A 23,708-nucleotide genomic window follows, 5' to 3' on the forward strand; every position below is an offset into this window, starting at 1 on the left:
GGCGTCACTTGACGGGTGACCGACCAGTGGGTTGCATACCGGTGTGATCAAGCACCACGTCCGGACGCCCGGCCCCACCGTCCGATCCAGCGGGGCCCGTCGGCCGGACGCGGGGAGCCGGAGCCCGGTGTCGTGGAGCCGGTGATCGTGGTCGGCGCGGGCCCCGTCGGGCTCGCGCTGGCGCTCGCCCTCGCCCGGCACGAGGTGCCCTCGGTCCTGCTGGACGGCGGTGACGGCACGGCCGTGCCCCGCCCCGCGCGCACCTGTGTGCTGCGCCCGGACACCGCGGCGCTGGCCCAGCGCCTGGCGGGTGCGGCCGAGCTGTCCGGCACCCACTGGCGGGTGTGGCGCACGCTGCGCCGGCGGCAGACCGTCCACCAGGTGGACTTCGCCCCCGGCGCCGCCCCCTTCCACCTCGCCCAGCACACCCTCACCGCCGCCCTGGCCGACGCCGCGCGCCGCAGCGAGCTGATCGAGGTGGTGCCCGGTCAGCGGCTGACGGAGCTGGAGCAGCTCCCCGGGGGCGTGCGGGCGCGCACGGCGGGCGGGCCCGGCGCCACCTGGTCGGGCAGCTACCTGGTCGGCTGCGACGGCGCCCGCTCCACCGTCCGCAAGCTGCTCGGCGTCCGCTTCCCCGGGCGGACGTCCGTCGAACGCCGGGCGGTGGCCACCGTGCGCACCGCGCTGCCCTGGCCACAGGAGGCGCTGCTCCACCGCGACCTGCCCGGCGTCGGGGGCGAGGTGTCCGCCCGCTCGCTGCCCGGCGACCGCTGGCGGCTGGACTGGCGGCTGCCGCCGCGCGGCGACCTGGTCACCCCGGACGCCCTGATCGACCGCGTCCAGCGCACCCTGTCCGCCTGGTCGGACGCCGCGCCGGGCGCGTACGAGCTGCTCGACACCGGCGTGCACACCGCGCACCAGCGCATCGCCCGGCACTGGCGGGCCGGGCGGGCCTTCCTGGCAGGAGACGCGGCCCGGCTGCTGGGGGCCCTGGGCACCCAGAGCGTCGAGGAGGGGCTGCGCGACGCCGACAACCTCGCCTGGAAGCTGGCCCTGGTCTGGCGCGGCACCGCGCCCGAGGCCCTGCTCGACAGCTACGAGGCCGAGCGGCGCGGCGCCTCCGTGGCCCGGCTGCGCGCGCTCGACCAGGCGCTGCCGCTGGTCCAGGGCGGCGGCGCGCTGCGCTCGCTGCTACCCGGCGGCCGGGGCCCGCTCGGACTGCTGACCGACGGGCACGTGGGCACGGGCCCGCTCGGCGCACCCGGCGCCTACTCCCGCTCGCCGCTCACCCCCGGGCGGGCGGTCGCCGGGATCGGCACCGCGCCGGGCGCCGTCGTCGACGACGTGCCCGTGACCCCGCCGGGCGGCGCGCGCCAGCGGTTGCGCCAGCGGCTGGGCCGGGGGCTGCTGGTCGTGCTCGTCGCACCGGGGGCCGGGGTGTGGGAGAGCCGCCACTGGATGCACGCGGGCGTGATGCCGCGGCTCGCGGCGGCCGTGCGGGGGCTGCCGCTGCCGGCCGAGCTGCTGGTGGCGGAGGCCTACCCGGGGGCCGTCGCGCACACCTGCCTGCTCGTCCGCCCCGACGGGCACCTGGCCGCCGCGCTGCCCGGCGTCGACCCGGACGCGCTGCACGCCTGCGCCACCGCCGTGGCCGCGCTGGACGCCCCGGACCCGGACGCGGACGCGGACCCCGCGCCGAGCCAGGCCCCGGACACTTCGAACGCCACGGCGGCGGACGGGGCCGGGGACACCGTGGGCGCGCGCCGCCCCCCGCCGGACTGAGCACCGCCCGCGGCCGTCAGGGCTTGACGTCGCGGTAGTAGCGCCGGGCGCCCTCGTGCAGCGGGAGCGGGTCGGTGTAGATGGCGGTGCGCAGGTCCACCCGCTGGGCGGCGTGCACCTGGCGGGCGATGCCGTCCCGGCTGTTGATCAGCACCCGGGTCAGCCCCTCGGCGACGTCGGCGTCCACCCGTCGCGCCGTCACCAGCAGGTTGGCCACCGCCACCGACTCCACGCCCTCGCCGCGCTGCACGGCGGGGTAGGCGTCGGCGGGCATCACCGCGGCCCGGTAGTGCCGGGCGGCCCGGTCCTGCCCGTGCAGCGCGGGCACCAGGTCCCCGAGTTCGACCAGCCGGACGTCGGTGCGCGCCGCGAGCTGCTGGATGGCCGCCGTGGGCAGTCCGCCCGTCCAGAAGAAGGCGTCCAGCTCGCCCGACTCCAGCAGGCCCGGCATGGTGTCGATGCCCTCCCGCACGGTGGTCACGTCCGCGTCCGGGTCCAGGCCGGCCGCGCGCAGCAGCCGCCGCGCGATCGGCCGCACCCCGGACTGGAGCTCGCCGACGCCCACCCGCAGGCCGGCCAGGTCGCCCGCCGTGCGCACGGGGGAGTCGGCGGGGACGACGAGGTGCACGTAGTCGTCGTAGAGCCGCGCGCAGGCCCGCAGTGTTCCGGCCTGCGCCCCGGAGTCGGCCAGGCGGGCGGCCACCGCGTCGGCCTGCGCGATGGTGAAGTCCGCCTCACCCGACAGCACGCGGTCGATGTTCTCGACCGAGCCCTGGCTCGGCCACAACTCCACCTCCACCTCCGGCAGTTGGTCGGCGGCTCGCTCCCGCAGCAGCGCCCCGTACCGCTCGTAGACGCCGGTGGAGGTGCCGGTGGAGAACGTGACGCGGCCGCTGGGGCGGGGCCCGGCGTCGGCCAGCGCCAGCCAGCCCAGCAGGGCGAGCGTCAGGGCGAGGGCCGCGGTGGCGCCGAACGCGCGGCGCCCGCCGGGGCGGTCGCCGGACCGGGTGCCGCGGACGGAGGACATGCGCCGATCCTGCCACCCGGGCACCGCGGTGCGGGAGGGGCGCCGCGCACCCCCGCGCGGAGCGCGTACCCTGGTCGACTGAGATGACTGCGAAGACTTATGAGCTGCGCACCTTCGGCTGCCAGATGAACGTCCACGACTCCGAGCGGATGGCCGGGCTGCTGGAGCAGGCCGGGTACGTGCGCGCGCCCGACGACGCCGACGGCGCCGACGTCGTCGTCTTCAACACCTGTGCGGTGCGCGAGAACGCCGACAACCGGCTCTACGGCAACCTCGGCCAGCTCGCGCCGAAGAAGGCGGCCCGGCCCGGCATGCAGATCGCGGTGGGCGGCTGCCTGGCGCAGAAGGACCGGGACACGATCGTCGAGAAGGCGCCCTGGGTCGACGTGGTCTTCGGCACGCACAACGTGGGCAAGCTGCCGGTGCTGCTGGAGCGGGCGCGCGTGCGCAGCGAGGCCCAGGTGGAGATCGCGGAGTCGCTGGAGGCGTTCCCCTCCACCCTGCCGACCCGGCGCGAGTCCGCCTACGCCGCCTGGGTGTCGGTCTCCGTGGGCTGCAACAACACCTGCACCTTCTGCATCGTCCCGCAGCTCCGCGGCAAGGAGAAGGACCGCAGGAGCGGAGACGTCCTCGCCGAGATCGAGGCGCTCGTCGCCGAGGGCGTCATCGAGATCACCCTGCTCGGCCAGAACGTCAACGCCTACGGCAGTGACATCGGCGACCGGCAGGCGTTCGGCAAGCTGCTGCGCGCCTGCGGCCGGATCGAGGGCCTGGAGCGGGTGCGCTTCACCTCCCCCCACCCCCGGGACTTCACCGACGACGTCATCGCCGCGATGGCCGAGACGCCCAACGTCATGCCGCAGCTCCACATGCCGCTGCAGTCCGGCTCCTCGCGGGTGCTCAAGGAGATGCGCCGCTCCTACCGGCAGGAGCGCTTCCTGTCCATCATCGACAAGGTGCGCGCCGCGCTGCCCGAGGCCGCGATCTCCACCGACATCATCGTCGGCTTCCCCGGCGAGACGGAGGAGGACTTCCAGGAGACCCTGCACGTCGTGCGCGAGGCGCGCTTCGCGCAGGCCTTCACCTTCCAGTACTCCAAGCGCCCCGGCACGCCGGCCGCCGAGATGCCCGACCAGATCCCGAAGGCCGTGGTGCAGGAGCGCTACGAGCGGCTCGTCGCGCTCCAGGAGGAGATCTCCTGGGCCGAGAACAAGCGGCAGGTCGGCCGCACGCTGGAGGTGCTGGTGGCCGAGGGCGAGGGGCGCAAGGACGACGCCACGCGCCGCCTGTCCGGCCGTGCGCCCGACAACCGCCTGGTGCACTTCGCGCGCCCGCAGGAGCCCGTGCGCCCCGGCGACCTGGTCCGCGTCGAGGTGACCTACGCCGCCCCGCACCACCTGCTGGCCGAGGGGCCCGCGCTCGGCGTGCGCCGCACCCGGGCGGGCGACGCCTGGGAGGCGCGCACCGCGCCCCCGGCCGGTGCCCCGGGCCAGGGCGTGCTGCTGGGCCTGCCCACCGTCGGCGTCCCGGAGCCGCTGCCCGCGCAGCCGGGCGGGTGCGCCGCGCACTGAGCCGCGCGAGGAGCGGGTGCCGGGGCCGCTCGGTGCGCCGAGCGACGCCGGCACCCGCCCGCGGGGGCCGGGGGACGGCCCGCACCTGTTGCCGATTCCGCGCGCCCGTGCCGGATGCCGGGGCGAGGCGGCCGGACGGCGCTAGGCTGCGGCCCATGCTTGCCGCTGCCGCTGCCTGCCCCTGCCCCCCGCTGCTGGTGCCCGAGGTCGCGCGGGGCGCCGCCCACGAGATGGACGGCGCCCGGGCCGCCTGCGCCGAGGCGCTGGACGTCCTGGCCGCCGCCCGGCCCGACCGGCTGGTCGTCGTCGGCCCCGCCGACCCCGCCGCGCGCGGCGCCTTCCCGCCCGGAAGCTCCGGTTCCCTCCACGGCTTCGGCGTCGACCTCGCCGTCACGCTGGGGCGCGGACCCGGAGCGGAGCGCGCGCTGCCCGCCTCGCTCGCCGTGGCCGCCTGGCTGCTGGAGTGGGCCGGCTGGGACGCCGCGCCCGTCCACGGCCTGGGGGTGGCCGAGACGCTCGCCCCCGAGCGCTGCGCCACGACCGGCCGCGAGCTGGCCCCCGACGGGGAGCGCGTCGCGGTGCTGGCGATGGGGGACGGCAGCGCCTGCCGCACCCTGAAGGCGCCGGGCTACTTCGACGAGCGCGCCGCCGCCTTCGACGCGGAGGCCGCCCGCGCCCTCGGCACCGCCGACACCGCCGCCCTGGCGGCGCTGGACGCCGAGCTCGGCTACGAGCTCCAGTCCTCGGGGCGGGCGAGCTGGCAGGTGCTCGCCGGGGCCGCCGGAAAGACGCGGCTGACCGGCAAGCTGCTCTACGACAGCGCGCCCTACGGCGTCGGCTACCTCGTCGCCTCCTGGTCCTGACGCCCGGGGAACGGCCGGGCCGCGCCGGCCCGGCGGACACGCGTCGGCCGCGCGGCCCGGAGGCGGCGCGGCCGAAAACGCGACGGGCCGGCGGGACCGGCCCGCCTCTCAGAACCCGGGGCCGCCCGGCCGGTGCCCGCCCGAGTCGCCCCGGCCCTCGTGCCCGGGGCCGCCGGGACCGCCCTGGCCGGGACCGCCCTGGGCCCTGCGCTCCTTGTCGGCGAGCTTGGCGGTGGCCTGCTTGGCCTTCGCGCCGCCCGCGCGGAGCTGCCGACTGTACTTGCCCCTGGTCTTGCGGTCGGCCACCCGCGTGGCACGGTCCACTGCCGTGCCCACCTTGCCCTCGTGCTGCACGAGCAGGGCCTTGAGCTTGTCCAGCATGCTCATGGCGGTCACCTTCCTGGTTGGGAGCTCAGGTACGGGCGCCGTCGCCGCTCTCGGTGTCCGCGGCTTCGCCGGACGACTGCTTGGGGATCCCCACGCCGTCCGGACTCGCCTCACCCGCGTCCTTCACCGGCTCCGGCCCCGTCGGCGCGGCGGCCCCGTCCCGCGCTTCGATGGTATCGGCCGACGCCTGATCCGTCGCCGCCGCGGCCTCCGCCGCCGTCTTTGGCGCGGCGGCCGCCGCCTCCGGCTCCCGCGGTGCGGGAGGCGCGGCGTCGGCCCCCCGGGAGCCGTCGGACGGCTTGCGACGCAGCCAACTGAAAACGCCCATCATCACTCCAGAACTCGGGTGCGCCGTTCGGGCGCGACTCTGCTGGGCCAACGACGCGGCCCCCGGCGCGTCACGTCGCCCGTTCGTGCGGGCGGCGCGACGCGCCGGGGGCCGCGCGCGGTTTGCGAGACTGGCCGGTGTGAACAGCTCCGCAGCCCCCGGCCCCGTGCCCGCCCCCGAGCCGACGGCGCCCCCCGGCGCACCGCGGGTCGTCGCCGTCGTCGGCCCCACCGCGGCCGGCAAGTCCGACCTGGGCGTGGCGATGGCCCGGGAGCTGGGCGGCGAGGTGGTCAACGCCGACTCCATGCAGCTCTACCGGGGCATGGACATCGGGACCGCGAAGCTCACGCCCGCCGAGCGGCAGGGGGTGCCCCACCGGCTGCTGGACGTCTGGGACGTCACCGAGGCCGCCAGCGTCGCGGAGTACCAGCGGCTCGCGCGCGCGGAGATCGACCGGCTGCTGGCCGCGGGCCGCACCCCGGTGCTCGTCGGCGGTTCGGGCCTGTACGTGCGCGGGGCCCTGGACGCGCTGGAGTTCCCCGGCACCGACCCGGCCGTGCGCGCCCGGCTGGAGGCCGAGCTCGCCGACCTCGGCCCCGGAGCGCTGCACGACCGGCTGGCCGCGGCCGACCCGCGGGCCGCGCGGTCCATCCTGCCGGGCAACGGCCGCCGCATCGTGCGGGCGCTGGAGGTCATCGAGCTCACCGGGCGCCCGTTCACCGCCCAGCTCCCCGACCCCGACGCCCGCCGCGACGTCTACGACACCCTCTACGTCGGCGTCGACGTGGCCCGTCCCGAGCTGGACGAGCGGATCGCGCGGCGCGTGGACGTGATGTGGGAGGCGGGGCTCGTCGAGGAGGTGCGGGAGCTGGCGGCCCGCGGGCTGCGCGAGGGCCGCACCGCTTCCAGGGCCCTGGGCTACCAGCAGGTGCTCGCTGCGCTCGCGGGGGAGTGCACGCTGGAGGACGCCCGCGCGCAGACCGTACGGGCCACCAGGCGGTTCGCGCGCCGCCAGGACACCTGGTTCCGGCGCGACCCGCGGGTGCGCTGGCTCAGCGGCGCGGCCGCGCACCGCGAACACCTCGCCGACCAGGCACTCGCGCTGCTCGAACGAGCGGTCACAGCCTGATCACGTCCTGGCATCGGGTGGCCCAGCGTGCCCTGAGCGGCCGTACGGGCGTGCCATTATCGACGCTCGGAGCCGCAACACCGTGAAGTGGGGAGGGCGCGTGGCGATGGAGGCCGGCCCTCGCAGCAGCGACGACCAGACCGTGGACCCGGCGGGGGTCCTCGACCTTCCGGACGACACCGGGAGCGCGGCCCCCGAGTCCTACGCGGAACTGCGTCCGCCGCGCCGCCTGCGCCTGTGGCAGCTCGCGCCGATCGTGGGCCTGGCCGTCTTCGGCTCCCTGATGTTCGCCTTCCCGCTGGCCTTCGAGTTCGGGGACGGTGGGGCGGTCGTCGCCATGCTGGGCCTGCTGATCACCGGGTGCGCGGCGGGCTGGGGGATGATGGCCGCCCGGCGCGTCGGCCACACCTGGCCGGGCCTGGGCTCCCACGGCCGCACCGACTGGCGCGTCATCGCGCTCTACGCCCTGGTCTGCGGGACGCTGATCGCCCTGGCCCTGTGGCGCGTGGCCCGCCTGCGCTGAGCCCCCGCACGCCACCCCGCGCGCACCCGTGCCGCACGCCCGCCGCCGTCCGCCCACCGCCGCCCGTGCCGCCGCCCACGGGGCCGGACGGGTGCGCGGCGCACCACAGCGGCGCACTACAATCGCAGGGTGAGTGCCCAGCCCGCCGCGCCGGTGCCCTTCCTCAAGGGCCACGGCACCGAGAACGACTTCGTCATCCTCCCCGACGCCGAAGGCCGGCTCGACCTGTCCGCGCGGACGGTGGCCCGGCTGTGCGACCGCCGGGCCGGGGTCGGCGCCGACGGCATCCTGCGCGTCGTCCGCTCCGCCGCGCACCCCGACGCGCGGGCGCTGGCGGCGCAGGCCGAGTGGTTCATGGACTACCGCAACGCCGACGGCGGCGTCGCGGAGATGTGCGGCAACGGCGTCCGGGTCTTCGCTCACTACCTGCACCGCGCGGGGCTGGTGCGGGACGGGGAGTTCGCCGTCGCCACCCGGGCGGGCCCGCGCCGGGTGCGGCTGGGCGACGACGGCCGGGTCACGGTCGGCATGGGGCGCGCGGTGCTGCCGCCGGAGCCGCGGGAGATCACCGTGGCCGTCGGCGAGCGCTCCTGGCCCGCCCGGAACGTCAACATGGGCAACCCGCACGCCGTGGTCTTCGTCGACGACCTGGCGGACGCCGGGCCGCTGCTCGACGCGCCGCTGGTCACGCCGGCCGGCGCCTACCCGGACGGCACCAACGTGGAGTTCGTGGTGGACCGGGGCCCCGGGCACGTCGCGCTGCGCGTGCACGAGCGCGGTTCGGGGGAGACACGCTCGTGCGGCACCGGCGCCTGCGCCGTCATGGTGGCCGCGGCCCGACGGGACGGCGCCGACCCGGTGGCGGACGGCCGCCCGGCCGCCTACACCGTTGACGTGCCGGGGGGCCGGCTGGAGATCACCGAGCACGCGGACGGCGAGATCGAGATGACCGGCCCCGCGGTCATCGTCGCCGAGGGTCTCCTGGACTCCGCGTGGCTGGCGGCGGACTGACCGCAGCCCGTCCCCCGATGGGGTGATCCCACCCGCCCTCGCTCCCACCCGGTCGGCGGCGCCCCAAGCTGCCGGTAGCATCGGGCAACTGACGGTGCGACACGTTCGAGGGGGCTGTCATGAGCGCGGTGCGGAGCCTTCGGAAGCTGAGCCGGGCCGCCGTGACGGGCTCCGCCTCGCGCGGTGGCCTGCCGGACGCGCTGGAGCACGTCGCGCAGGCGCACCGCGCCCACCACCCGGGCGCCTCGCTGGAACCGCTGTGCCGCGCCTACGCGGTCGCCGAGGCCTCGCACCGCGGGCAGACGCGCAAGAGCGGCGAGCCCTACATCACGCACCCGCTCGCCGTCACCCTCATCCTCGCCCAGCTCGGCGCGGAGACGACGACGCTGACCGCCTCGCTCCTCCACGACACCGTCGAGGACACCGACGTGACGCTGGAGCAGGTGCGCGAGGAGTTCGGCGCGGAGGTGGCCTACCTCGTCGACGGCGTCACCAAGCTGGAGAAGGTCGACTACGGCGCCGCCGCCGAGCCCGAGACGTTCCGCAAGATGCTGGTCGCCACCGGCTCCGACGTGCGCGTGATGACGGTCAAGCTCGCCGACCGGCTGCACAACATGCGCACGCTGGGCGTGATGCGGCCGGAGAAGCAGGCCCGCACCGCCCGCGTCACCCGGGACGTGCTCATCCCGCTCGCCGAACGCCTCGGCGTCCAGGCGCTGAAGACGGAGCTGGAGGACCTGGCGTTCGCGATCCTGCACCCCCAGGAGTACGAGCGCACCCAGGAGCTCGTACGCCGGCACGCCGCCGGGCCCGACCCGCTGCGCGAGGTGGCCGACGCGGTGCGCGCCGTGCTGCGGGACGCACCGGTCAACGCCCGGGTGGAGATCCGGCCGCGGCACGCCCTGTCCGTGCACCGGGTGGCGAAGAAGCGCGGGCCGCTGGGCGGCTGCGACTTCGGGCGGCTGCTCATCCTGGTCGGTGACGACGCCGACTGCTACGCGGTGCTGGGCGAGCTGCACACCTGCTTCACCCCGGTCGTCACGGAGTTCAAGGACTTCATCGCGGTACCGAAGTTCAACCTCTACCAGTCCCTGCACACCGCCATCGCGGACGCCGAGGGGCGGGTGGCCGAAGTGCTCATCCGCACGCACCGCATGCACCGCGTCGCCGAGGCCGGGGTGGTGGCCCTCGGCGACCCGCACCGGCAGCCGGGGGACGGGACGGAGGCCGCCGACGCCACCGACGGCGAGCGGGCCGACCCCACCCGCCCCGGCTGGCTCTCGCGCCTGCTGGAGTGGCAGAACGACGCCCCCGACCCGGACACCTTCTGGGCGCACCTGCGCGACGATCTCGCCCAGGACCGGGAGATCACCGTCTTCTGCGCGGACCCCGGCTCGGTCACCGAGGCCGGAGTGCTGCACCTGCCCGCCGGTGCCACCTGCGTGGACGCCGCCTACGCCTGCCACGGCGCGCGGGCCCACGCCTGCATCGGCGCGCGCGTGGACGGACGGCTCACCACGTTGGGCACGGTGCTGCGCGACGGGGACGCCGTGCAGCTCCTGCTCGCCCCCGAAGGCGCCGCCTCGGGCCCCTCGCCGGAGTGGCTGGAGCACGCGCGGACGCCCGCCGCCCGGATCGCCATCCGCCGCTGGCTGGACGCGCACCCGGAAGGCAGCGGACCGCCGCAGGAGCCCGCCGCGGGCTCCGCCGACGACGAGCGGCTCACGGCGCCGCCGACCGCCCCGCGCCCCGGCGACAGCACCGCCGTGGCCGTGGGCCTGCCGCAGAGCCCCGTGCGCCTGGCCCGCTGCTGCACGCCGGTGCCCCCGGACCGGGTCACCGGCTTCGCGGTGCGCGGCGGCGCCGTCACGGTGCACCGCGAGGGCTGCGCCGCCGTCCAGCGCATGACGCGGGCCGGCCGCACCGCACTGCCGGTGCGCTGGCGGCCGGAGGCGGGCGGCTGCCGGGTGACGCTGCTGGCCGAGGCGTTCGGCAGGCCGCACCTGCTGGCCGACCTCACCGAGACCATCGCGGTGCAGGGGGCCGCCGTCATCGCGGCCGACGTGGCGCCGCCGCGCGAGCAGCGGGTGCGGCACACCTACACGCTGCGCCTGCCCGACGCGACCGCGCTGCCCGCCCTGATGCGCGCCATGCGCGAGGTGCCCGGGGTCTACGACGTCGTGCGCGCCACCCGCTCGGCGCTGTGAGACCCCCGATCGGCGGGCGCGCCTGACGCGCCGTCAGGCGCCGCGGGTGCCGTGCTGGTAGCGGTGGACCATGACCCGCGCCGCCGCCCGCTCCACCGCACCCGCCGCCCGTTCCGCCACCCGCCGCGCCCCCAGAGCCGTCCGCCGCGCTCTCGCCGGCTGCGTCTCCGGTCGCCGCGCCGTCGTCCGCCGCGCAGCCGGTCGCCGCGCCGCCGTCCGCCGCGCCCGCGTGGCCGCCGTCGCGGCGGGTTCCTGCCTGGCCCTCGTCGCCGCCGGCGGGCCGCCGCAGCCGCTGGGTGTGGGCGACCGGCTCTTCCCCACCCTGGGGAACCCCGGGTACGACGTGCTGCACTACGACATCGCCCTGACCTACGGCGGCGACAACACCGCGCCGCTGGAGGCCAGGACGCGCATCGAGGCGGAGGTGACCGACGAGCGCCTGGAGACGGTCAACCTCGACTTCGCGGGCGGCACCGTCCACTCGGTCCGCGTGGGCGGCGCCGCGGCGCCGTGGACGGCGGCCGGGGAGGACCTCGTGCTCACCCCGGCGCGCCCGCTCACCCGGGGGGACGCCCTGCGCGTCGACGTCCGGCACACCAGCCCCACCGGCGGCTCCGTGCCCACCGGGTGGGTCCGCACCCGGGACGGCGGGCTGGCCATGGCGAACCAGGCGGACGCCGCGCACCGCGTCTTCCCCGGCAACGACCACCCCTCCGACAAGGCGCGCTTCACCTTCCGCGTCACCGCGCCCGAGCGGTTCACCGTCGTCGCCAGCGGGCGCGCCGTCTCGCACCGGGCGCGCGACGGCGAGGCCACCTGGACCTACGCCACCGCGCGTCCCCTGGCCACCGAGCTGGCCCAGGTCGCCGTCGTCCCGGCCACCGTGCTGCGCCGCCAGGGGCCCGGCGGCGTCCCGCTGCGCGACGTCGTGCCGACCCGGCACCGCGCCGCGCTGGAGCCGTGGCTGGAGAAGACCCCCGGGCACCTGGAGTGGCTGACACGCCGGGTGGGCCCCTACCCGTTCGAGACCTACGGGGTGCTGGTCGCCGACGCCGACCTCGGCTTCGCCCTGGAGACGCAGACCCTCTCCCTGTTCTCGCTGGACTTCTTCACCGGGGGCGGCTACACCGACTGGCACCGGGAGGCGGTGATGGTGCACGAGCTGGCCCACCACTGGTTCGGCAACAGCGTCAGCCCGCACCGGTGGAGCGACCTGTGGCTGAGCGAGGGGCACGCCACCTGGTACGAGTGGTCGTACGCCGCCGAGCACGGCGGGCCGCCGCTGGCCGAGCGCGTCGAGCGGGCGTACGCGTTCTCCGACCGCTGGCGCGAGGCCTACGGGCCGCCCGCCCGGCTCACCCCGCCGGCGTCGGACGGGGCGGACAGGCTCGACATCTTTCAGCCGATCGTGTACGACGGGGCCGCCGTCGTCCTGTACGCGCTGCGGCAGCACATCGGACCGGAGGCGTTCGACCGGCTCCAGCGCGCCTGGGTGGACCGGTACGAACACGGCGTGGCCGGCACCGCCGACTTCGTCGCCCTGGCCGGTGAGGTCGCGGGCCGGGACCTGACGGGCTTCCTGCACGACTGGCTCCACGGCGAGCGCACCCCGGCCATGCCCGGCCACCCGGAGTGGTCGGCCCTCCGCTGAGGCGCCCGCGGTGCCCGCCGTCGCGGCGCGCCGTTAACGGGGTGACGGCGCGGCCCGGACGTGCCACCATCGTGTGACGGACCACCGCGTCTCGCGTCCGGCCGGCCCCGGCGGCCCGCGGCCCGGGAATGAACCCCGCGCGCCGGGCGTTGGACGGACCAAGGGTTCCCGGGCCCCTGCCAAGGGTTCCCGGGCTCCTCCCTCTCCATCGACGTAAGGACAGCATTGACCTTCTCTTCTTCTCTTCCGCACCTCGGCCAGCGCACCGAACCGGCTACGCGTCGCGCCGACGCCTTGATGGAGGAGGACGTCGCGTGGAGTGAGGACGTCGACGCCGCGCGCGACGGCGACCAGCTCGACCGGTCCGAGCGCGCCGCACTGCGCCGCGTCGCGGGCCTGTCGACGGAACTGCAGGACGTCACCGAGGTCGAGTACCGCCAGCTCCGCCTGGAGCGGGTCGTGCTCGTCGGCGTGTGGACGTCCGGTACCGCGCGGGACGCGGAGAACTCGCTCGCCGAGCTCGCCGCCCTCGCCGAGACGGCCGGCGCGCACGTGCTCGACGGCGTGATCCAGCGCCGCGACAAGCCCGACCCGGCCACCTACATCGGCTCCGGCAAGGCCGAGGAGCTGCAGGGCATCGTCCTGGAGACCGGCGCCGACACCGTCATCTGCGACGGCGAGCTGAGCCCCGGCCAGCTCATCCACCTGGAGGACGTCGTCAAGGTGAAGGTGGTGGACCGCACCGCGCTGATCCTCGACATCTTCGCCCAGCACGCCAAGTCCCGGGAGGGCAAGGCGCAGGTCTCGCTGGCCCAGATGCAGTACATGCTGCCGCGGCTGCGCGGCTGGGGCCAGTCCCTGTCCCGGCAGATGGGCGGTGGCGGATCCGGTTCCTCCGGTGGCGGCATGGCCACGCGCGGCCCGGGCGAGACCAAGATCGAGACGGACCGCCGGCGCATCCGCGAGAAGATGGCCAAGCTGCGCCGCGAGATCGCCGAGATGAAGACCGGCCGGGACGTCAAGCGGCAGGAGCGCCGCCGCAACCAGGTGCCGTCGGTGGCCATCGCGGGCTACACCAACGCGGGCAAGTCCTCGCTGCTCAACCGGCTCACGGGCGCCGGGGTGCTGGTCGAGAACGCCCTGTTCGCCACGCTGGACCCGACGGTCCGCCGGGCGGAGACGCCCAGCGGCCGGCAGTACACGCTGGCGGACACGGTCGGTTTCGTGCGGCACCTGCCGCACCATCTGGTCGAGGCGTTCCGCTCCACGATGGAGGAGGTCGGCGACTCCGACCTGATCCTGCACGTGGTCGACGGCTCCCACCCGGTGCCCGAGGAGCAGCTCGCCGCCGTGCGGGAGGTCCTGCGCGACGTGGGCGCGGTGGACGTGCCCGAGGTCGTGGTGATCAACAAGGCGGACATCGCCGACCCGGACGTCCTCGCGCGGCTGCTGCGCGCCGAGCCGCACGCCCTGGCCGTCTCCGCCCACTCCGGCGCGGGCGTCGAGGAGCTGCTCGCCCTGATCGACGCGGAGCTGCCCCGCCCGGCGGTCGAGGTGCGGGCGCTGCTGCCCTACACCGAGGGCGCGCTGGTCTCGCGCGTGCACTCCGAGGGGGAACTGCTCTGCGAGGAGCACACCGAGACGGGCACCCGGGTCACCGCGCGCGTCCACGAGGAGCTGGCCGCCGCGCTGTCGCCGTACACCGCCTGACCGCGCCGTCCGGCGTCCCGCCCCCGTCCGCCACCGTGCGGGCGGGGGCGGTGCCGTGTGCGGGGGCGGGACGGACGGGGCCGCCGCGGGGCCCGGCGGCACGCCCGGGCAGCGCGTCGCGGTCGGACGGCGCCGTGCGTTCCCGGCCGGAGGGGGTACCCGGGACGAGGAGGCGGCGCGGGCCCTCGCGCGTGCCTGAGGCGAGCGCCGCGTCCGGCCGGAACCGCAGACCCGTGCGGCGCCCCGAGGGGGCACTCTGGAGGCAGTGACCGGAGCGGCCCCCGCCCGTCCGGGCCCCGAGCACAGCGATCGGAGCGTGACCATGACGAAGCAGACGGCCTCGCAGGACACCGACCCGCGACGGGGCCGGGCCCGCGGCGACATCGGGCGGCGTATCGCCCGGCGGCGGGAGGAGCTCGGGCTCAGCCGCGAGGAGACGGCGCACCGGGCCGGAACCGCACCGGGCTATTTGGAGTACCTGGAGGAGCGGCCCAGCGCGGCCCCGGGCAGCGGCGTCCTGCTGCGCATAGCCAACGCGCTGGAGACCACGGTGTCCGCGCTGCACGGCGGGGAGACCGACCTGCCGCCGGGAACCGGCCGCGCGTCGGCACACGCGCGGATGCGGGAGCTGAGCGACGAGGAGTGCCGGGAGCTGCTGTCCACCCACGGGGTCGGCAGGCTGCTGACGGCCACCCCCGACGGCCCGGCCATCACCCCGGTGAACTACAGCGTCGTCGACGACGCGATCGTGTTCCGCACCGCGCTCGGCACCGGCCCGGCCGACGTCGTCAACCAGGACACCGCCTTCGAGGTCGACCGGATCGACGACGCGCTGAGCCAGGGCTGGAGCGTGCTCGTGCGCGGCGTCGCCCGTGAGGTGACCGACGCGGAGCAGGTGCGCCGCCTGGAGGAGACCGCCTACAGCCGTCCGTGGCCGCAGGGCCGGCGGGACGTGTGGGTGTGCCTCGTGCCGCGCCTGCTCACCGGCCGCCGCATCGACACGCCCTGACGCGCCCCCGCCGGGACGGCCGGAAGACCGGGGCGGCCCGGGCGGTTCGTCCGCGGAAGGCTCCCGGGCGCCCACCGTGCCCGCCGCTGGCCGCCTGCGCGCCGGATCGGGAACGGGCGCACGCCGCGGGTCCCGGAGGGCGGGCGCGGTGTGCCGAGGCGCGGCCCGCCGTGTGGCAGGGCCGCCGTCCGCGCCGGGTCAGCGCTGTGGCGCGCGGGCGACGTAGACGGTGTTGGCCGAGGTGCCCCCGTGCAGCGGGTTGTCGAACGTGACGACGTGGCTCTCCGGCTCCGCGAACACCTTCGCGAGCCGCTGCTCGAAGTCCGCGCTCGGCGGATCGTCCGACCACAGGGCGAAGACGCCGCCCGGCCGCAGGCGAGCCGCCAGCGTGCGCAGCCCCGCGGGCTCGTAGAAGGGGGCGTGGCCGGGGTCGAGCACGTGGTCCGGGGTGTGGTCGATGTCCAGCAGGACGGCGTCGAAGAGGCGGCCCGGCTGGTCGGGGTCGAACCCGGCCTCGCCCGTCATGGCGAAGAAGTCGCCGTGCACCAGGCGGCAGCGGGGATCCGACGCGAGCTCCGCACCGAGCGGCACCAACCCCCGCCGGTGCCACTCGATCACCTCGCCCAGCGCCTCGACCACCAGCAGCGAGCGCACCCGGGCGTCGCGCAGTGCCGTCCGGGCGGTGTAGCCCAGGCCCAGGCCGCCGACCACCACGTCCAGTCCGTCTCCGGGCGCCCTCTCCAGCCCGAGCCGCGCCAGGGCCTCCTCACCGGCCGTGAACAGGCTCGACATCAGGAACTCGGCACCGAGCTTGACCTCGTAGACCTCCGCACCCGAGGCCGGCTCGCGCCGTCGCCGCAGGCTGATCTCGCCCTTGGGCGTGGACCGCCAGTCGAGCTCCTGGAACCGTGCGCTCACGCCTCTCCCGCCTTCTCCTCGGCCATCGGGCCATCGGGCCATCGGGCCATCGGGCCATCGGGCCATCCGGACACCCGGGCCCCGACACCCGGACATCCCGCTCGGTCGTCCGCGGCGGGCGGGCGCCGCCCGGGGCGTCCCCGCCCGGTCCGTCGCCACCGGGGCCCACCGTCCCACGGCCGTCCCCGGCACTCGGCCGCCGGGCGGCCGCCCGTGGGCCACGGTAGGTCACCGTAAGCCACCGGTGGGCACCACGGGGTCGGCGGCACCCGCGCCGGGCCGTCGGCGGGCGCTGTGTTCCCCACCACAGGACCGCACGGGAGCGGGGTGCGGGGCTGTGGCGGGTCCCCGCAGGTCGCGTAGGCTGGCGCCGTCGTCGCGGCAGGGGAGGGCGAGGGGTGGCCGACTTCGCTCGAACAGGCGGGCGGTGCACCGTGAAAGTCGGACCACCGGCCGGCGTCGGGCCCCGGGCCACCCGGGGGAATGCTCGCCGCGCCGCGAGTCGTTCCAGTCTAGGAAACCGCACTTGACCTGCGTCGACGCAGGCAGGGAGCAGAGATCCGGGAGTACCTCGATGATGCGGACCATGTTCAAGTCCAAGATCCACCGAGCGACGGTCACCGAGGCCGACCTGCACTACGTGGGATCGGTCACCGTCGACGCCGACCTGCTGGACGCCGCGGACCTGCTCCCCGGCGAACTCGTGCACATCGTGGACATCACCAACGGCGCCCGCCTGGAGACCTACACCATCGCGGGGGAGCGCGGCTCGGGCGTCGTCGGCATCAACGGCGCCGCCGCACACCTGGTGCACCCCGGCGACCTGGTCATCCTCATCAGCTACGGGCAGATGGAGGACGCCGAGGCGCGCGCGTACCGGCCGAGGATCGTGCACGTGGACGCCGACAACCGCGTCGTCGACCTCGGCGCCGACCCCTCCGCCCCCGTCCCCGGCACGGACACCGCCCGCAGCCCGTACGCGGTGGCCTCCGCCTGACGCGCCGCGCAGGCGAACGCCCCGGGGCCCGGCACGCCACGTGCCGGGCCTCGGGGCGTTCGCCTGCGGTGTGTCACGTCCCGCTCCCGCCCCCGCCCGCCGGGCGGGGGCGCGGGCGTCAGGAACCGGAGAGGGCTTCGAAGACCGCCTTCGCCTCGGGGCCCAGGCGGGGGCCGGCCAGCCAGGTCGCCGTGGTCGGGCCGATCGACGTCACCGAGTAGAGCTCGTCGGCGCCGTCCGGACCGGGTGCGACCCAGCCGCCGCCGGACGAGCCGCCGGTCATGGTGCAGCCCACCCGGTACATCGTCGGCTGCGCCGTGTCGATCGTCAGGCGCCCGGGAGCGTCGGCGCAGCCGAACATCGCGCTGCCGTCGAAGGGCGGCGCCGCGGGGTAGCCGCGGGCCGTCAGCTCACTCAGCGTGCCGACCGGCGGCAGACTGAAGTTGACGGGCACCGCCGCGCCGACGGTCTCCTCCAGCGAGGCGGCGCCGCCGTTCTCGGGGCTGACGGCCAGCACCGCGAAGTCCTGCGCCGCGCCCGCGCCACCGGTGTCGGCCCCCGCCTCGCGCCAGTGGTCGGTGGTCGCTGCCTCCGCGGCCCACCAGATGCCGTGCGGGAGCACGTCCTCCTCGGGAGCCGTCTCCAGCCGCTCGGCCGGCAGCCCCGCGTTGTTGTACCCGGGCACGAAGACGACGTTGCGGAACCAGCCCTTGCCCTGCCCGCCGTGTACGCAGTGGCCGGCCGTGGCCACCAGGTTGGACTTCCCCGGGCTGGCCGGGTCCCGCACCACGGTGCCGGAGCAGACCATCTGGCCACCGGGGGTGTCCATGAAGACCTTGCCGTAGGGCGCCGCGTTCTCGGTGTACGGGGTGCGGACCGGCGCCGCCTCGACGGGCGCGGGCTCCGGGTCGGTGACGCCCTCGTCCTCCGTCGCGCCGGAGCCGTCACCGTCGGGCGTGCCCTCGATCTCGTCCTCGTCGACCTCCCGCTCCGGCTCCTCGGCGTCCTTCATACGCTGCCGGTCCCAGAGGTCCTCGATGACCGGGTTGATGAACTCCTTGGCGTCCCCCAGCCAGCCGTCCGGCTCCCAGTCGTCCCACTCGCCCTCCTTCCAGCGCTTGAGGTCGTCGAGGCTGAAGGACAGGTCGTCGGGCAGGCCCAGTTCCCCGGGGTCCAGGTTGCCGGGGGCGGACGCGCCGGGATTGGCGTCGTCCGGCCCCACCTCCTCGGGACCGCAGGCGGTGGCGGCCACCGCGAGCGCGGCCACCAGTGCGACCGAGGCCAGCGCCGGACGGCGCCGGACGGCCTTGGGCATGGCTGACATGTACGGGCTCCCCCTGGGAACGGAACGTCCTGGAACGGATCGTCGTGCGAACGGTTTGTCGGGTGTACGGCCTGTCGTGCCCACGTTGTGCGTGGGCGCGGTTGTGCGTGCGGTTCTGCGTACGGCTTGTCATGCACCGCGCTGGAGCGAGGCGCCCCCCACTATGCCGGTGCCGCCTACGACGGCGGCTGGTGGGTCCGCGGTTCCGCCGCCGCCCGTCCCGCACACCCGCCGGGCGGGCGGATCGCGGTCGGCACGCCCGGCACGTCCGACGGCACGCCCGGTGCGTCCGGTACGGGCCGGTCCGGCCGGATCGGCGGGCGCGTGCGCCGCGCGACCCGCGCCGCCGCGCCGAGCATTTTCGGCCCCGGCCGTGATCCCCGGGCCGCCGCGTCGTTACTCCCTGCGGGCTGCTCAGCGGCTCCCGCACGTTCAGGGAGGTCTTGTGGACGAACGCGCCGAACCGGCCGCCGAACCCGGGACGGGGGACGCGCCCGCGGCCCCGCCGCCCCACGCCCGGCTGCTTGAGGACCCGACGGTCCCGCGCCAGGCGCGCCGCACGGTGGCCGGACGGCTCCCCGGCGGCGCCGGGCCCGACCCGCTGGACGCCCCCGACCCCGCCCGCGCCGCCGACGCGGCCGGGGTGGAGAACCTGCTGCGCTGCTGGCTGCGGGAGACGGGGGTCGGCGGCCCGCCGCCGGGAGACGTGCTCTGCGTGCCGCTGCCGGCCACCGGCACGGCCGTCCACGTCCCGGTCCGCTACTGGTCGCCCACCGGCTGGCACCGCTTCGGCCCGCCCCGCCTGGCCGACGCCCCGCGCGACGCCCCCGACGTCGACGCCGTCACCCTGGCCGCCCTGCTCGCCCGGGAGGCCGCCCGCCAGCACACCGGCACCGCGGGGGACGGCGCCGACCTGGTGGGCCGCGTGGCCGACTCCGTCCGCCGCACCGCCCGCTTCGTGGCCGCGCGCCGCGCCGCCCCCGACGACCCGGCGGACACCGGACACTTCCTGGCCGGGGAGCAGTCGCTCGTGCTCGGCCACCCGCTGCACCCCGCGCCCAAGAGCCGCGAGGGGCTCACCGAGGAGGAGGACGAGCGGTACGCGCCGGAGCTGCACGGCGCCTTCCCCCTGCACTGGTTCGGCGTCGACCCCTCGGTGCTCGCCTCCGACTCCGCCTGGACGGAGCGCGGGCGCTGCCTGCCCGCCGCCCGGCTGGCCACCCGGCTCGCCGCCGGGCTCCGGATGCCCGGGGACGCCGTCGTGCCGCTGCCGCTGCACCCGTGGCAGGCCCGCGAGGTCCGGCACCGGGCGGCCGTCCGCGCCCTGCTGGACGCCGGCCTGCTGCACGACCTGGGACCGCACGGCGTCCCCTGGCACCCGACCTCGTCGGTGCGCACCGTCGCCCGGGCGGACACGGCGGTGATGCTCAAGCTCTCCCTGGGCGTGCGCATCACCAACTCGCGCCGGGACAATCTGCGCAAGGAGCTGCGCCGGGGGGTGGACGTGCACCGGCTGCTGCGCAGCGGGCTGGGCGAGCGATGGCGCGCGGCCCACCCCGGGTTCGACATCGTGCGCGACCCCGCCTGGCTCGGCGTCGACGGCCTGGACGGGCAGCCGGTCCCGGGGCTGGACACCGTGCTGCGGCACAACCCGTTCGCCCCGGGCGACGACGCCCTCTGCGTCGCGGCCCTCACCTCGCCCCGCCCCTGGCCCGGCGTCCCGGGCCACCCCACGCGCTCCCGGCTCGCCGACGCCGTCGAGGGGATCGCCCAGCGCAGCGGCCGCGCCCTGACCGCCGTGGCCGCCGAGTGGTTCCTGCGCTACCTGGACGTCGTCGTGGCCCCGGTGCTGTGGCTCGACGCCCACGCGGGCGTCGCGCTGGAGGCGCACCAGCAGAACACGGTGGTCCTGCTGGACGCCCAGGGCTGGCCCCGGGGCGGCCGCTACCGCGACAACCAGGGCTACTACTTCCGCGCCTCCCACCGTGCCGCGCTCCAGGCCCGGGTGCCGGGTGTCGGAGAGGCGAGCGACTCCTTCGTCCCGGACGCCGTCACCGACGAGCGGTTCGCCTACTACCTGGGCATCAACCACGTCCTGGGCCTCGTCGGGGCCTTCGGCTCCCAGCTCGGCGTCGACGAGGCGCTGCTGCTCGCGGCGTTCCGGCACTTCCTGACCGGGCGGGCGAGGAGCACCGGGGACGAACCGTGCTCGCCGCTGCCCGCCCTCCTGCTGGACGCGCCCGCGCTGCGGTGCAAGGCGAACCTGCTCACCCGGCTGCACGGCATGGACGAGCTGGTCGGGCCGGTCGACACCCAGTCCGTGTACGTGACGTTCCCCAACCCGCTCGCCGCACGCTAGCGCGTCCAGCCGAGAGGAGGCGGCGTCGTGCCGTCCACCGATCCCGCCACCCACCTCCGCCAGCCGCCCCCCGCACCGCCCGGTGTCGGCAGCGGCACCGGTGTCGGCAGCGGCCCCGGCACCGGCCGGGGCGGCGACGGTTCGGGCGGCGGGCTCGACCCCGGCTCCGGCGGCGGACCCGAACCCGGACCCGGTTCCCGGCCGGGTGCCGGTTCCCGGCCCGGGGCCGACCCGGACGAGGACGACACCCTCGACCTCCACCTCCCCGCCGAGTTCCTCGCGGGCCCCGGCCGGGGAGCGCCGCCGCCCCCCGGCGGCACGGCCCGGCCCCCGGCGGACGCGGACCGCTTCGGTGCCGGGAATTCCGCCTCCGGCACCGAACTGCTCGGGGACGTGGCCGACTGGCCGCCCGTCGACGCGGCCGTGGGCGTCTTCCAGCTCGTGCCCGTCCGCGTCGAGCGGGACCTGGCGATGATCAGCGGCTGGATGAACGAGCCCGGTGTGGCCGCCTACTGGGAGCTGGCCGGGCCGCCGGAGACCACCGGAGACCACCTGCGGGCCCAGATCCGCGGAGACGGCCGCAGCGTGCCCTGCCTCGGCGTGCTCGACGGCACGCCCATGAGCTACTGGGAGCTCTACCGCGCCGACCTCGACCCGCTGGCCCGGCACTTCCCGACGCGGCCGCACGACACCGGCGTGCACCTGCTGATCGGTTCGCCCTCCCGGCGCGGGCGCGGTCTGGGCACCGCCCTGCTGCGCACCGTGGCCGACCTCGTGCTCACCCACCGGCCCGTCTGCCACCGCGTCCTCGCCGAGCCGGACGTGCGCAACACCGCGTCCGTCGCCGCGTTCCTGCGGGCGGGCTTCCGCCTGGCCGCCGAGGTCGACCTGCCGGACAAGCGGGCCGCCCTCGTCGTCCGCGACCGCGTGCCGCCCCCGCCGTAGGACCGGCCCAGCACGTCGTTCCCAGCGGTCCTGCCCCTCCGCCCTCGCCGCCCCCGCCGGGGACGTGGCGACCGGAAGGACCGGAGCCACCCGCCCGCCCCGGCTTCGCACCCCGAGGAGAACGCACTTGCCACCGATACCCTCCGCGCCGGGCGCCGCCTGGCACGCCGCCGCCCGGCGGCTCTTCGCCAAGCTGCTCGGCGAGTACGCCTACGAGGGCGTGCTCACCCCCGAACCCCTCGTCCCGCGCCGCGACCTCGCCGCCGCCGACGGCCCGGCCACCGACCTCGACGCCGCGGCCGGGGCCGCGGCCGCGCCCCGGCCCTACCGGCTGGCCGTCCCCGGCGGCCACGACTACCGGTTCACCGCGCGGCGCGGGGCCTACGGGCACTGGGAGGTCGACCCCGCCTCGATCACCCCCGCCGCCGACCCGCTCGCCTTCCTCGCCGACGCGCACGACACCCTGCTCCACCTGCCCGGCGACACCCTCGGCCACCTCCTGCGCGAACTCACCGCCACGCTGGCCGCCGACGTCCGCATCGCCCGGGCCGCGCCCACCGCGGCCGCGCTGGCCGACCTCGGGTACGCCGAGCTGGAGGGCCACCTCACCGGGCACCCGTGGCTCGTCGCCAGCAAGGGGCGCCTGGGCTTCTCCGCCGCCGACGCCGACCGGTGGGCCCCGGAGGCCCGCACCCCGGCGCGGCTGCCGTGGGTCGCCGTCCACCGCGAGCTGGCCCGCTACCGCGGCACCCCGGCCCTGGCCACCGCCGACCGGCTCTACGCCGACGAGCTGACCCCGCGGACCCGGCAGGTCTTCGCCCGGACCGTCCTGGACCGCCGCCGCGACCCCGCGGACTACCTGTGGCTGCCGGTGCACCCCTGGCAGTGGGACGAGACGATCGTGCCCCTGTTCGCCGCCCAGCTCGCGGACGACCTGATCATCCCGCTGCCACGGGACGAGGACCTGCGGCTGCCGCAGCAGTCGGTGCGCACGTTCCTCAACGTCAGCCGCCCGGCGGCCCGCACGGTCAAGCTGCCCCTGTCGGTGCTCAACACCCTCGTGTGGCGGGGCCTGCCCACCGAGCGCACGCTCGCCGCCCCGGCCGTCACCGGGTGGATCCACCGGCTGCGCGACACCGACCCCTTCCTGCGCGACGAGACCCGCGTCGTCCTCCTGGGGGAAGTGGCCTCGGTGACCGTCGAACACCCGCTGTACGACCGGCTGCCCGGCGTGCCGTACCAGTACCGCGAGCTGCTGGGCTGCATCTGGCGCGAACCGGTGGGCCCGTACCTGGCGCCGGGCGAGCGGGCCCGCAGCCTGGCCGCCCTGCTGCACACCGACCCGGCCGGCCGGTGCCTGACCACCGAGCTGGTGCACCGCTCCGGGCTGCCGCCCCGCGTCTGGCTGCGCCACTTCTTCCAGGCCCTGCTGCCGCCGCTGCTGCACTTCCTCTACCGCTACGGCACCGTCTTCTCCCCGCACGGGGAGAACGCCGTGATCGTCTTCGACGAACGGGAGGTACCGGCACGGCTGGCGGTCAAGGACTTCGTCGACGACGTCAACCTCTCCGCCCACCCGCTGCCGGAGCTGGCCGACCTGCCCGACGCGGTGCGGTCCACACTGCTCACCGAGCCGCCGGAGTTCCTGCCCCAGTTCATCCACACGGGGCTGTTCGTCGGCGTCTTCCGCTACCTCGCGCCGCTGTGCGCCGCGCAGCTCGACGTGCCCCCGGACGAGTTCTGGGCGCTCGTGCGCGAGGAGGTGCTGCGCTACCAGCGCCGCTTCCCCGAGCTCAAGCGCCGCTACGAGCTGTTCGACCTGCTGACCGAGCGCATCGGACGGCTGTGCCTGAACCGCAACCGGCTCTACGCCGACGGCTACCGCGACCGGGCCGCCCGGCCGCACGCCGTCGTCGAGGGCACGGTACCCAACCCCCTGTACGCGGGGTGAGCGGGCGAGCGCGTTG

Annotated in this window: 19 protein-coding genes; 14 read left to right on the plus strand and 5 right to left on the minus strand. The window is 76.6% G+C overall.

What is annotated here, in order from left to right:
- The first annotated feature begins 132 nt into the window (after positions 1-132).
- The gene (locus tag OSB71_RS21270; RefSeq protein WP_265950369.1) at positions 133-1,782 is read left to right on the plus strand and encodes an FAD-dependent monooxygenase; all 1,650 of its coding nucleotides are present in this window, start codon (positions 133-135) and stop codon (positions 1,780-1,782) included.
- 16 nt (positions 1,783-1,798) lie between these two features.
- Here the strand turns inward: OSB71_RS21270 and OSB71_RS21275 are convergent, their stop codons facing one another.
- The gene (locus OSB71_RS21275; protein ID WP_265950370.1) at positions 1,799-2,809 is read right to left on the minus strand and encodes a TAXI family TRAP transporter solute-binding subunit; all 1,011 of its coding nucleotides are present in this window, start codon (positions 2,807-2,809) and stop codon (positions 1,799-1,801) included.
- An 83-nt stretch (positions 2,810-2,892) separates the two neighbouring features.
- Here OSB71_RS21275 and miaB point away from each other — a divergent pair, with 83 nt between their 5' ends.
- Together miaB and OSB71_RS21285 are read left to right on the plus strand one after the other, a co-directional pair.
- The gene (gene miaB / locus OSB71_RS21280) at positions 2,893-4,380 is read left to right on the plus strand and encodes a tRNA (N6-isopentenyl adenosine(37)-C2)-methylthiotransferase MiaB (RefSeq protein ID WP_265950372.1); all 1,488 of its coding nucleotides are present in this window, start codon (positions 2,893-2,895) and stop codon (positions 4,378-4,380) included.
- A 155-nt stretch (positions 4,381-4,535) separates the two neighbouring features.
- Positions 4,536-5,243: a class III extradiol ring-cleavage dioxygenase family protein gene (locus tag OSB71_RS21285; RefSeq protein WP_265950375.1), complete on the plus strand. Its 708-nt coding sequence runs from the start codon at positions 4,536-4,538 to the stop codon at positions 5,241-5,243.
- Between the two features lie 108 nt (positions 5,244-5,351).
- On the opposite strand, the gene OSB71_RS21290 is transcribed toward OSB71_RS21285, so the two are convergent.
- Both OSB71_RS21290 and OSB71_RS21295 read right to left on the minus strand, forming a co-directional pair.
- Positions 5,352-5,630 carry an antitoxin gene (locus tag OSB71_RS21290; RefSeq protein WP_265950376.1) on the minus strand — a complete coding sequence of 93 codons (279 nt, stop codon included), beginning with the start codon at positions 5,628-5,630 and terminating at the stop codon, positions 5,352-5,354.
- Between the two features lie 25 nt (positions 5,631-5,655).
- Positions 5,656-5,961 (minus strand): hypothetical protein, encoded by a 306-nt coding sequence (locus OSB71_RS21295; RefSeq protein WP_265950378.1) that lies wholly within the window; start codon positions 5,959-5,961, stop codon positions 5,656-5,658.
- Positions 5,962-6,124: 163 nt separating this feature from the next.
- Between OSB71_RS21295 and miaA the strand changes: the two genes are divergently transcribed.
- The 7 genes from miaA (at position 6,125) to OSB71_RS21330 (ending at position 15,198) form a co-directional block, all read left to right on the plus strand.
- A complete protein-coding gene (miaA, locus tag OSB71_RS21300) occupies positions 6,125-7,087 on the plus strand; it encodes a tRNA (adenosine(37)-N6)-dimethylallyltransferase MiaA (protein WP_265950410.1) in 963 nt (320 codons plus the stop codon).
- A 106-nt stretch (positions 7,088-7,193) separates the two neighbouring features.
- Entirely contained in the window at positions 7,194-7,610 is a 417-nt protein-coding gene (locus tag OSB71_RS21305; RefSeq protein ID WP_265950412.1) for a hypothetical protein, read from the plus strand.
- A gap of 129 nt (positions 7,611-7,739) precedes the next feature.
- Positions 7,740-8,621, plus strand: a complete 882-nt coding sequence (gene dapF, locus OSB71_RS21310; protein ID WP_265950380.1) for a diaminopimelate epimerase — start codon at positions 7,740-7,742, stop codon at positions 8,619-8,621.
- 119 nt (positions 8,622-8,740) lie between these two features.
- Positions 8,741-10,828 (plus strand): RelA/SpoT family protein, encoded by a 2,088-nt coding sequence (locus tag OSB71_RS21315; RefSeq protein ID WP_265950382.1) that lies wholly within the window; start codon positions 8,741-8,743, stop codon positions 10,826-10,828.
- Positions 10,829-10,898: 70 nt separating this feature from the next.
- A complete protein-coding gene (locus OSB71_RS21320) occupies positions 10,899-12,479 on the plus strand; it encodes a M1 family metallopeptidase (protein WP_265950384.1) in 1,581 nt (526 codons plus the stop codon).
- 225 nt (positions 12,480-12,704) lie between these two features.
- Positions 12,705-14,189, plus strand: a complete 1,485-nt coding sequence (hflX, locus tag OSB71_RS21325; protein WP_265950385.1) for a GTPase HflX — start codon at positions 12,705-12,707, stop codon at positions 14,187-14,189.
- A 322-nt stretch (positions 14,190-14,511) separates the two neighbouring features.
- On the plus strand, positions 14,512-15,198 hold the full coding sequence (locus OSB71_RS21330) for a helix-turn-helix domain-containing protein (protein WP_265950387.1): 687 nt from the start codon (positions 14,512-14,514) through the stop codon (positions 15,196-15,198).
- 198 nt (positions 15,199-15,396) lie between these two features.
- Here OSB71_RS21330 and OSB71_RS21335 read toward each other — a convergent pair whose 3' ends face one another.
- A complete protein-coding gene (locus tag OSB71_RS21335; RefSeq protein ID WP_265950389.1) occupies positions 15,397-16,116 on the minus strand; it encodes a polyamine aminopropyltransferase in 720 nt (239 codons plus the stop codon).
- A gap of 574 nt (positions 16,117-16,690) precedes the next feature.
- Between OSB71_RS21335 and panD the strand changes: the two genes are divergently transcribed.
- Positions 16,691-17,113, plus strand: a complete 423-nt coding sequence (panD, locus tag OSB71_RS21340) for an aspartate 1-decarboxylase (RefSeq protein WP_265950391.1) — start codon at positions 16,691-16,693, stop codon at positions 17,111-17,113.
- Between the two features lie 118 nt (positions 17,114-17,231).
- Here panD and OSB71_RS21345 read toward each other — a convergent pair whose 3' ends face one another.
- Positions 17,232-18,437, minus strand: a complete 1,206-nt coding sequence (locus tag OSB71_RS21345) for a trypsin-like serine peptidase (protein ID WP_265950393.1) — start codon at positions 18,435-18,437, stop codon at positions 17,232-17,234.
- A gap of 445 nt (positions 18,438-18,882) precedes the next feature.
- On the opposite strand from OSB71_RS21345, the gene OSB71_RS21350 reads away from it, so the two are divergent.
- The 3 genes from OSB71_RS21350 to OSB71_RS21360 all read left to right on the plus strand — a co-directional run bounded on the left by OSB71_RS21350 (position 18,883) and on the right by OSB71_RS21360 (position 23,692).
- On the plus strand, positions 18,883-20,796 hold the full coding sequence (locus tag OSB71_RS21350) for an IucA/IucC family protein (protein WP_265950395.1): 1,914 nt from the start codon (positions 18,883-18,885) through the stop codon (positions 20,794-20,796).
- Positions 20,797-20,823: 27 nt separating this feature from the next.
- Complete coding sequence (locus OSB71_RS21355; protein ID WP_265950397.1) at positions 20,824-21,741, plus strand: GNAT family N-acetyltransferase; 918 nt, start codon at positions 20,824-20,826, stop codon at positions 21,739-21,741.
- Between the two features lie 127 nt (positions 21,742-21,868).
- The gene (locus OSB71_RS21360; RefSeq protein ID WP_265950398.1) at positions 21,869-23,692 is read left to right on the plus strand and encodes an IucA/IucC family protein; all 1,824 of its coding nucleotides are present in this window, start codon (positions 21,869-21,871) and stop codon (positions 23,690-23,692) included.
- The last annotated feature ends 16 nt before the right edge of the window (positions 23,693-23,708 follow it).

It is taken from the genome of Streptomyces marinisediminis, from assembly GCF_026262575.1.
In the GTDB taxonomy this organism is placed as follows: Bacteria; Actinomycetota; Actinomycetes; order Streptomycetales; family Streptomycetaceae; genus Streptomyces; species Streptomyces marinisediminis.

Coding starts and splice junctions, on each gene's coding strand:
- OSB71_RS21275 (WP_265950370.1), bottom strand. CDS start 2,809: ATGTCCTCCGTCCGCGGCACCCGGTCCGGCGACCGCCCCGGCGGGCGC.
- miaB (WP_265950372.1), top strand. CDS start 2,893: ATGACTGCGAAGACTTATGAGCTGCGCACCTTCGGCTGCCAGATGAAC.
- OSB71_RS21285 (WP_265950375.1), top strand. CDS start 4,536: ATGCTTGCCGCTGCCGCTGCCTGCCCCTGCCCCCCGCTGCTGGTGCCC.
- OSB71_RS21290 (WP_265950376.1), bottom strand. CDS start 5,630: ATGAGCATGCTGGACAAGCTCAAGGCCCTGCTCGTGCAGCACGAGGGC.
- OSB71_RS21295 (WP_265950378.1), bottom strand. CDS start 5,961: ATGATGGGCGTTTTCAGTTGGCTGCGTCGCAAGCCGTCCGACGGCTCC.
- OSB71_RS21305 (WP_265950412.1), top strand. CDS start 7,194: ATGGAGGCCGGCCCTCGCAGCAGCGACGACCAGACCGTGGACCCGGCG.
- OSB71_RS21315 (WP_265950382.1), top strand. CDS start 8,741: ATGAGCGCGGTGCGGAGCCTTCGGAAGCTGAGCCGGGCCGCCGTGACG.
- OSB71_RS21320 (WP_265950384.1), top strand. CDS start 10,899: ATGACCCGCGCCGCCGCCCGCTCCACCGCACCCGCCGCCCGTTCCGCC.
- OSB71_RS21330 (WP_265950387.1), top strand. CDS start 14,512: ATGACGAAGCAGACGGCCTCGCAGGACACCGACCCGCGACGGGGCCGG.
- panD (WP_265950391.1), top strand. CDS start 16,691: ATGATGCGGACCATGTTCAAGTCCAAGATCCACCGAGCGACGGTCACC.
- OSB71_RS21345 (WP_265950393.1), bottom strand. CDS start 18,437: ATGTCAGCCATGCCCAAGGCCGTCCGGCGCCGTCCGGCGCTGGCCTCG.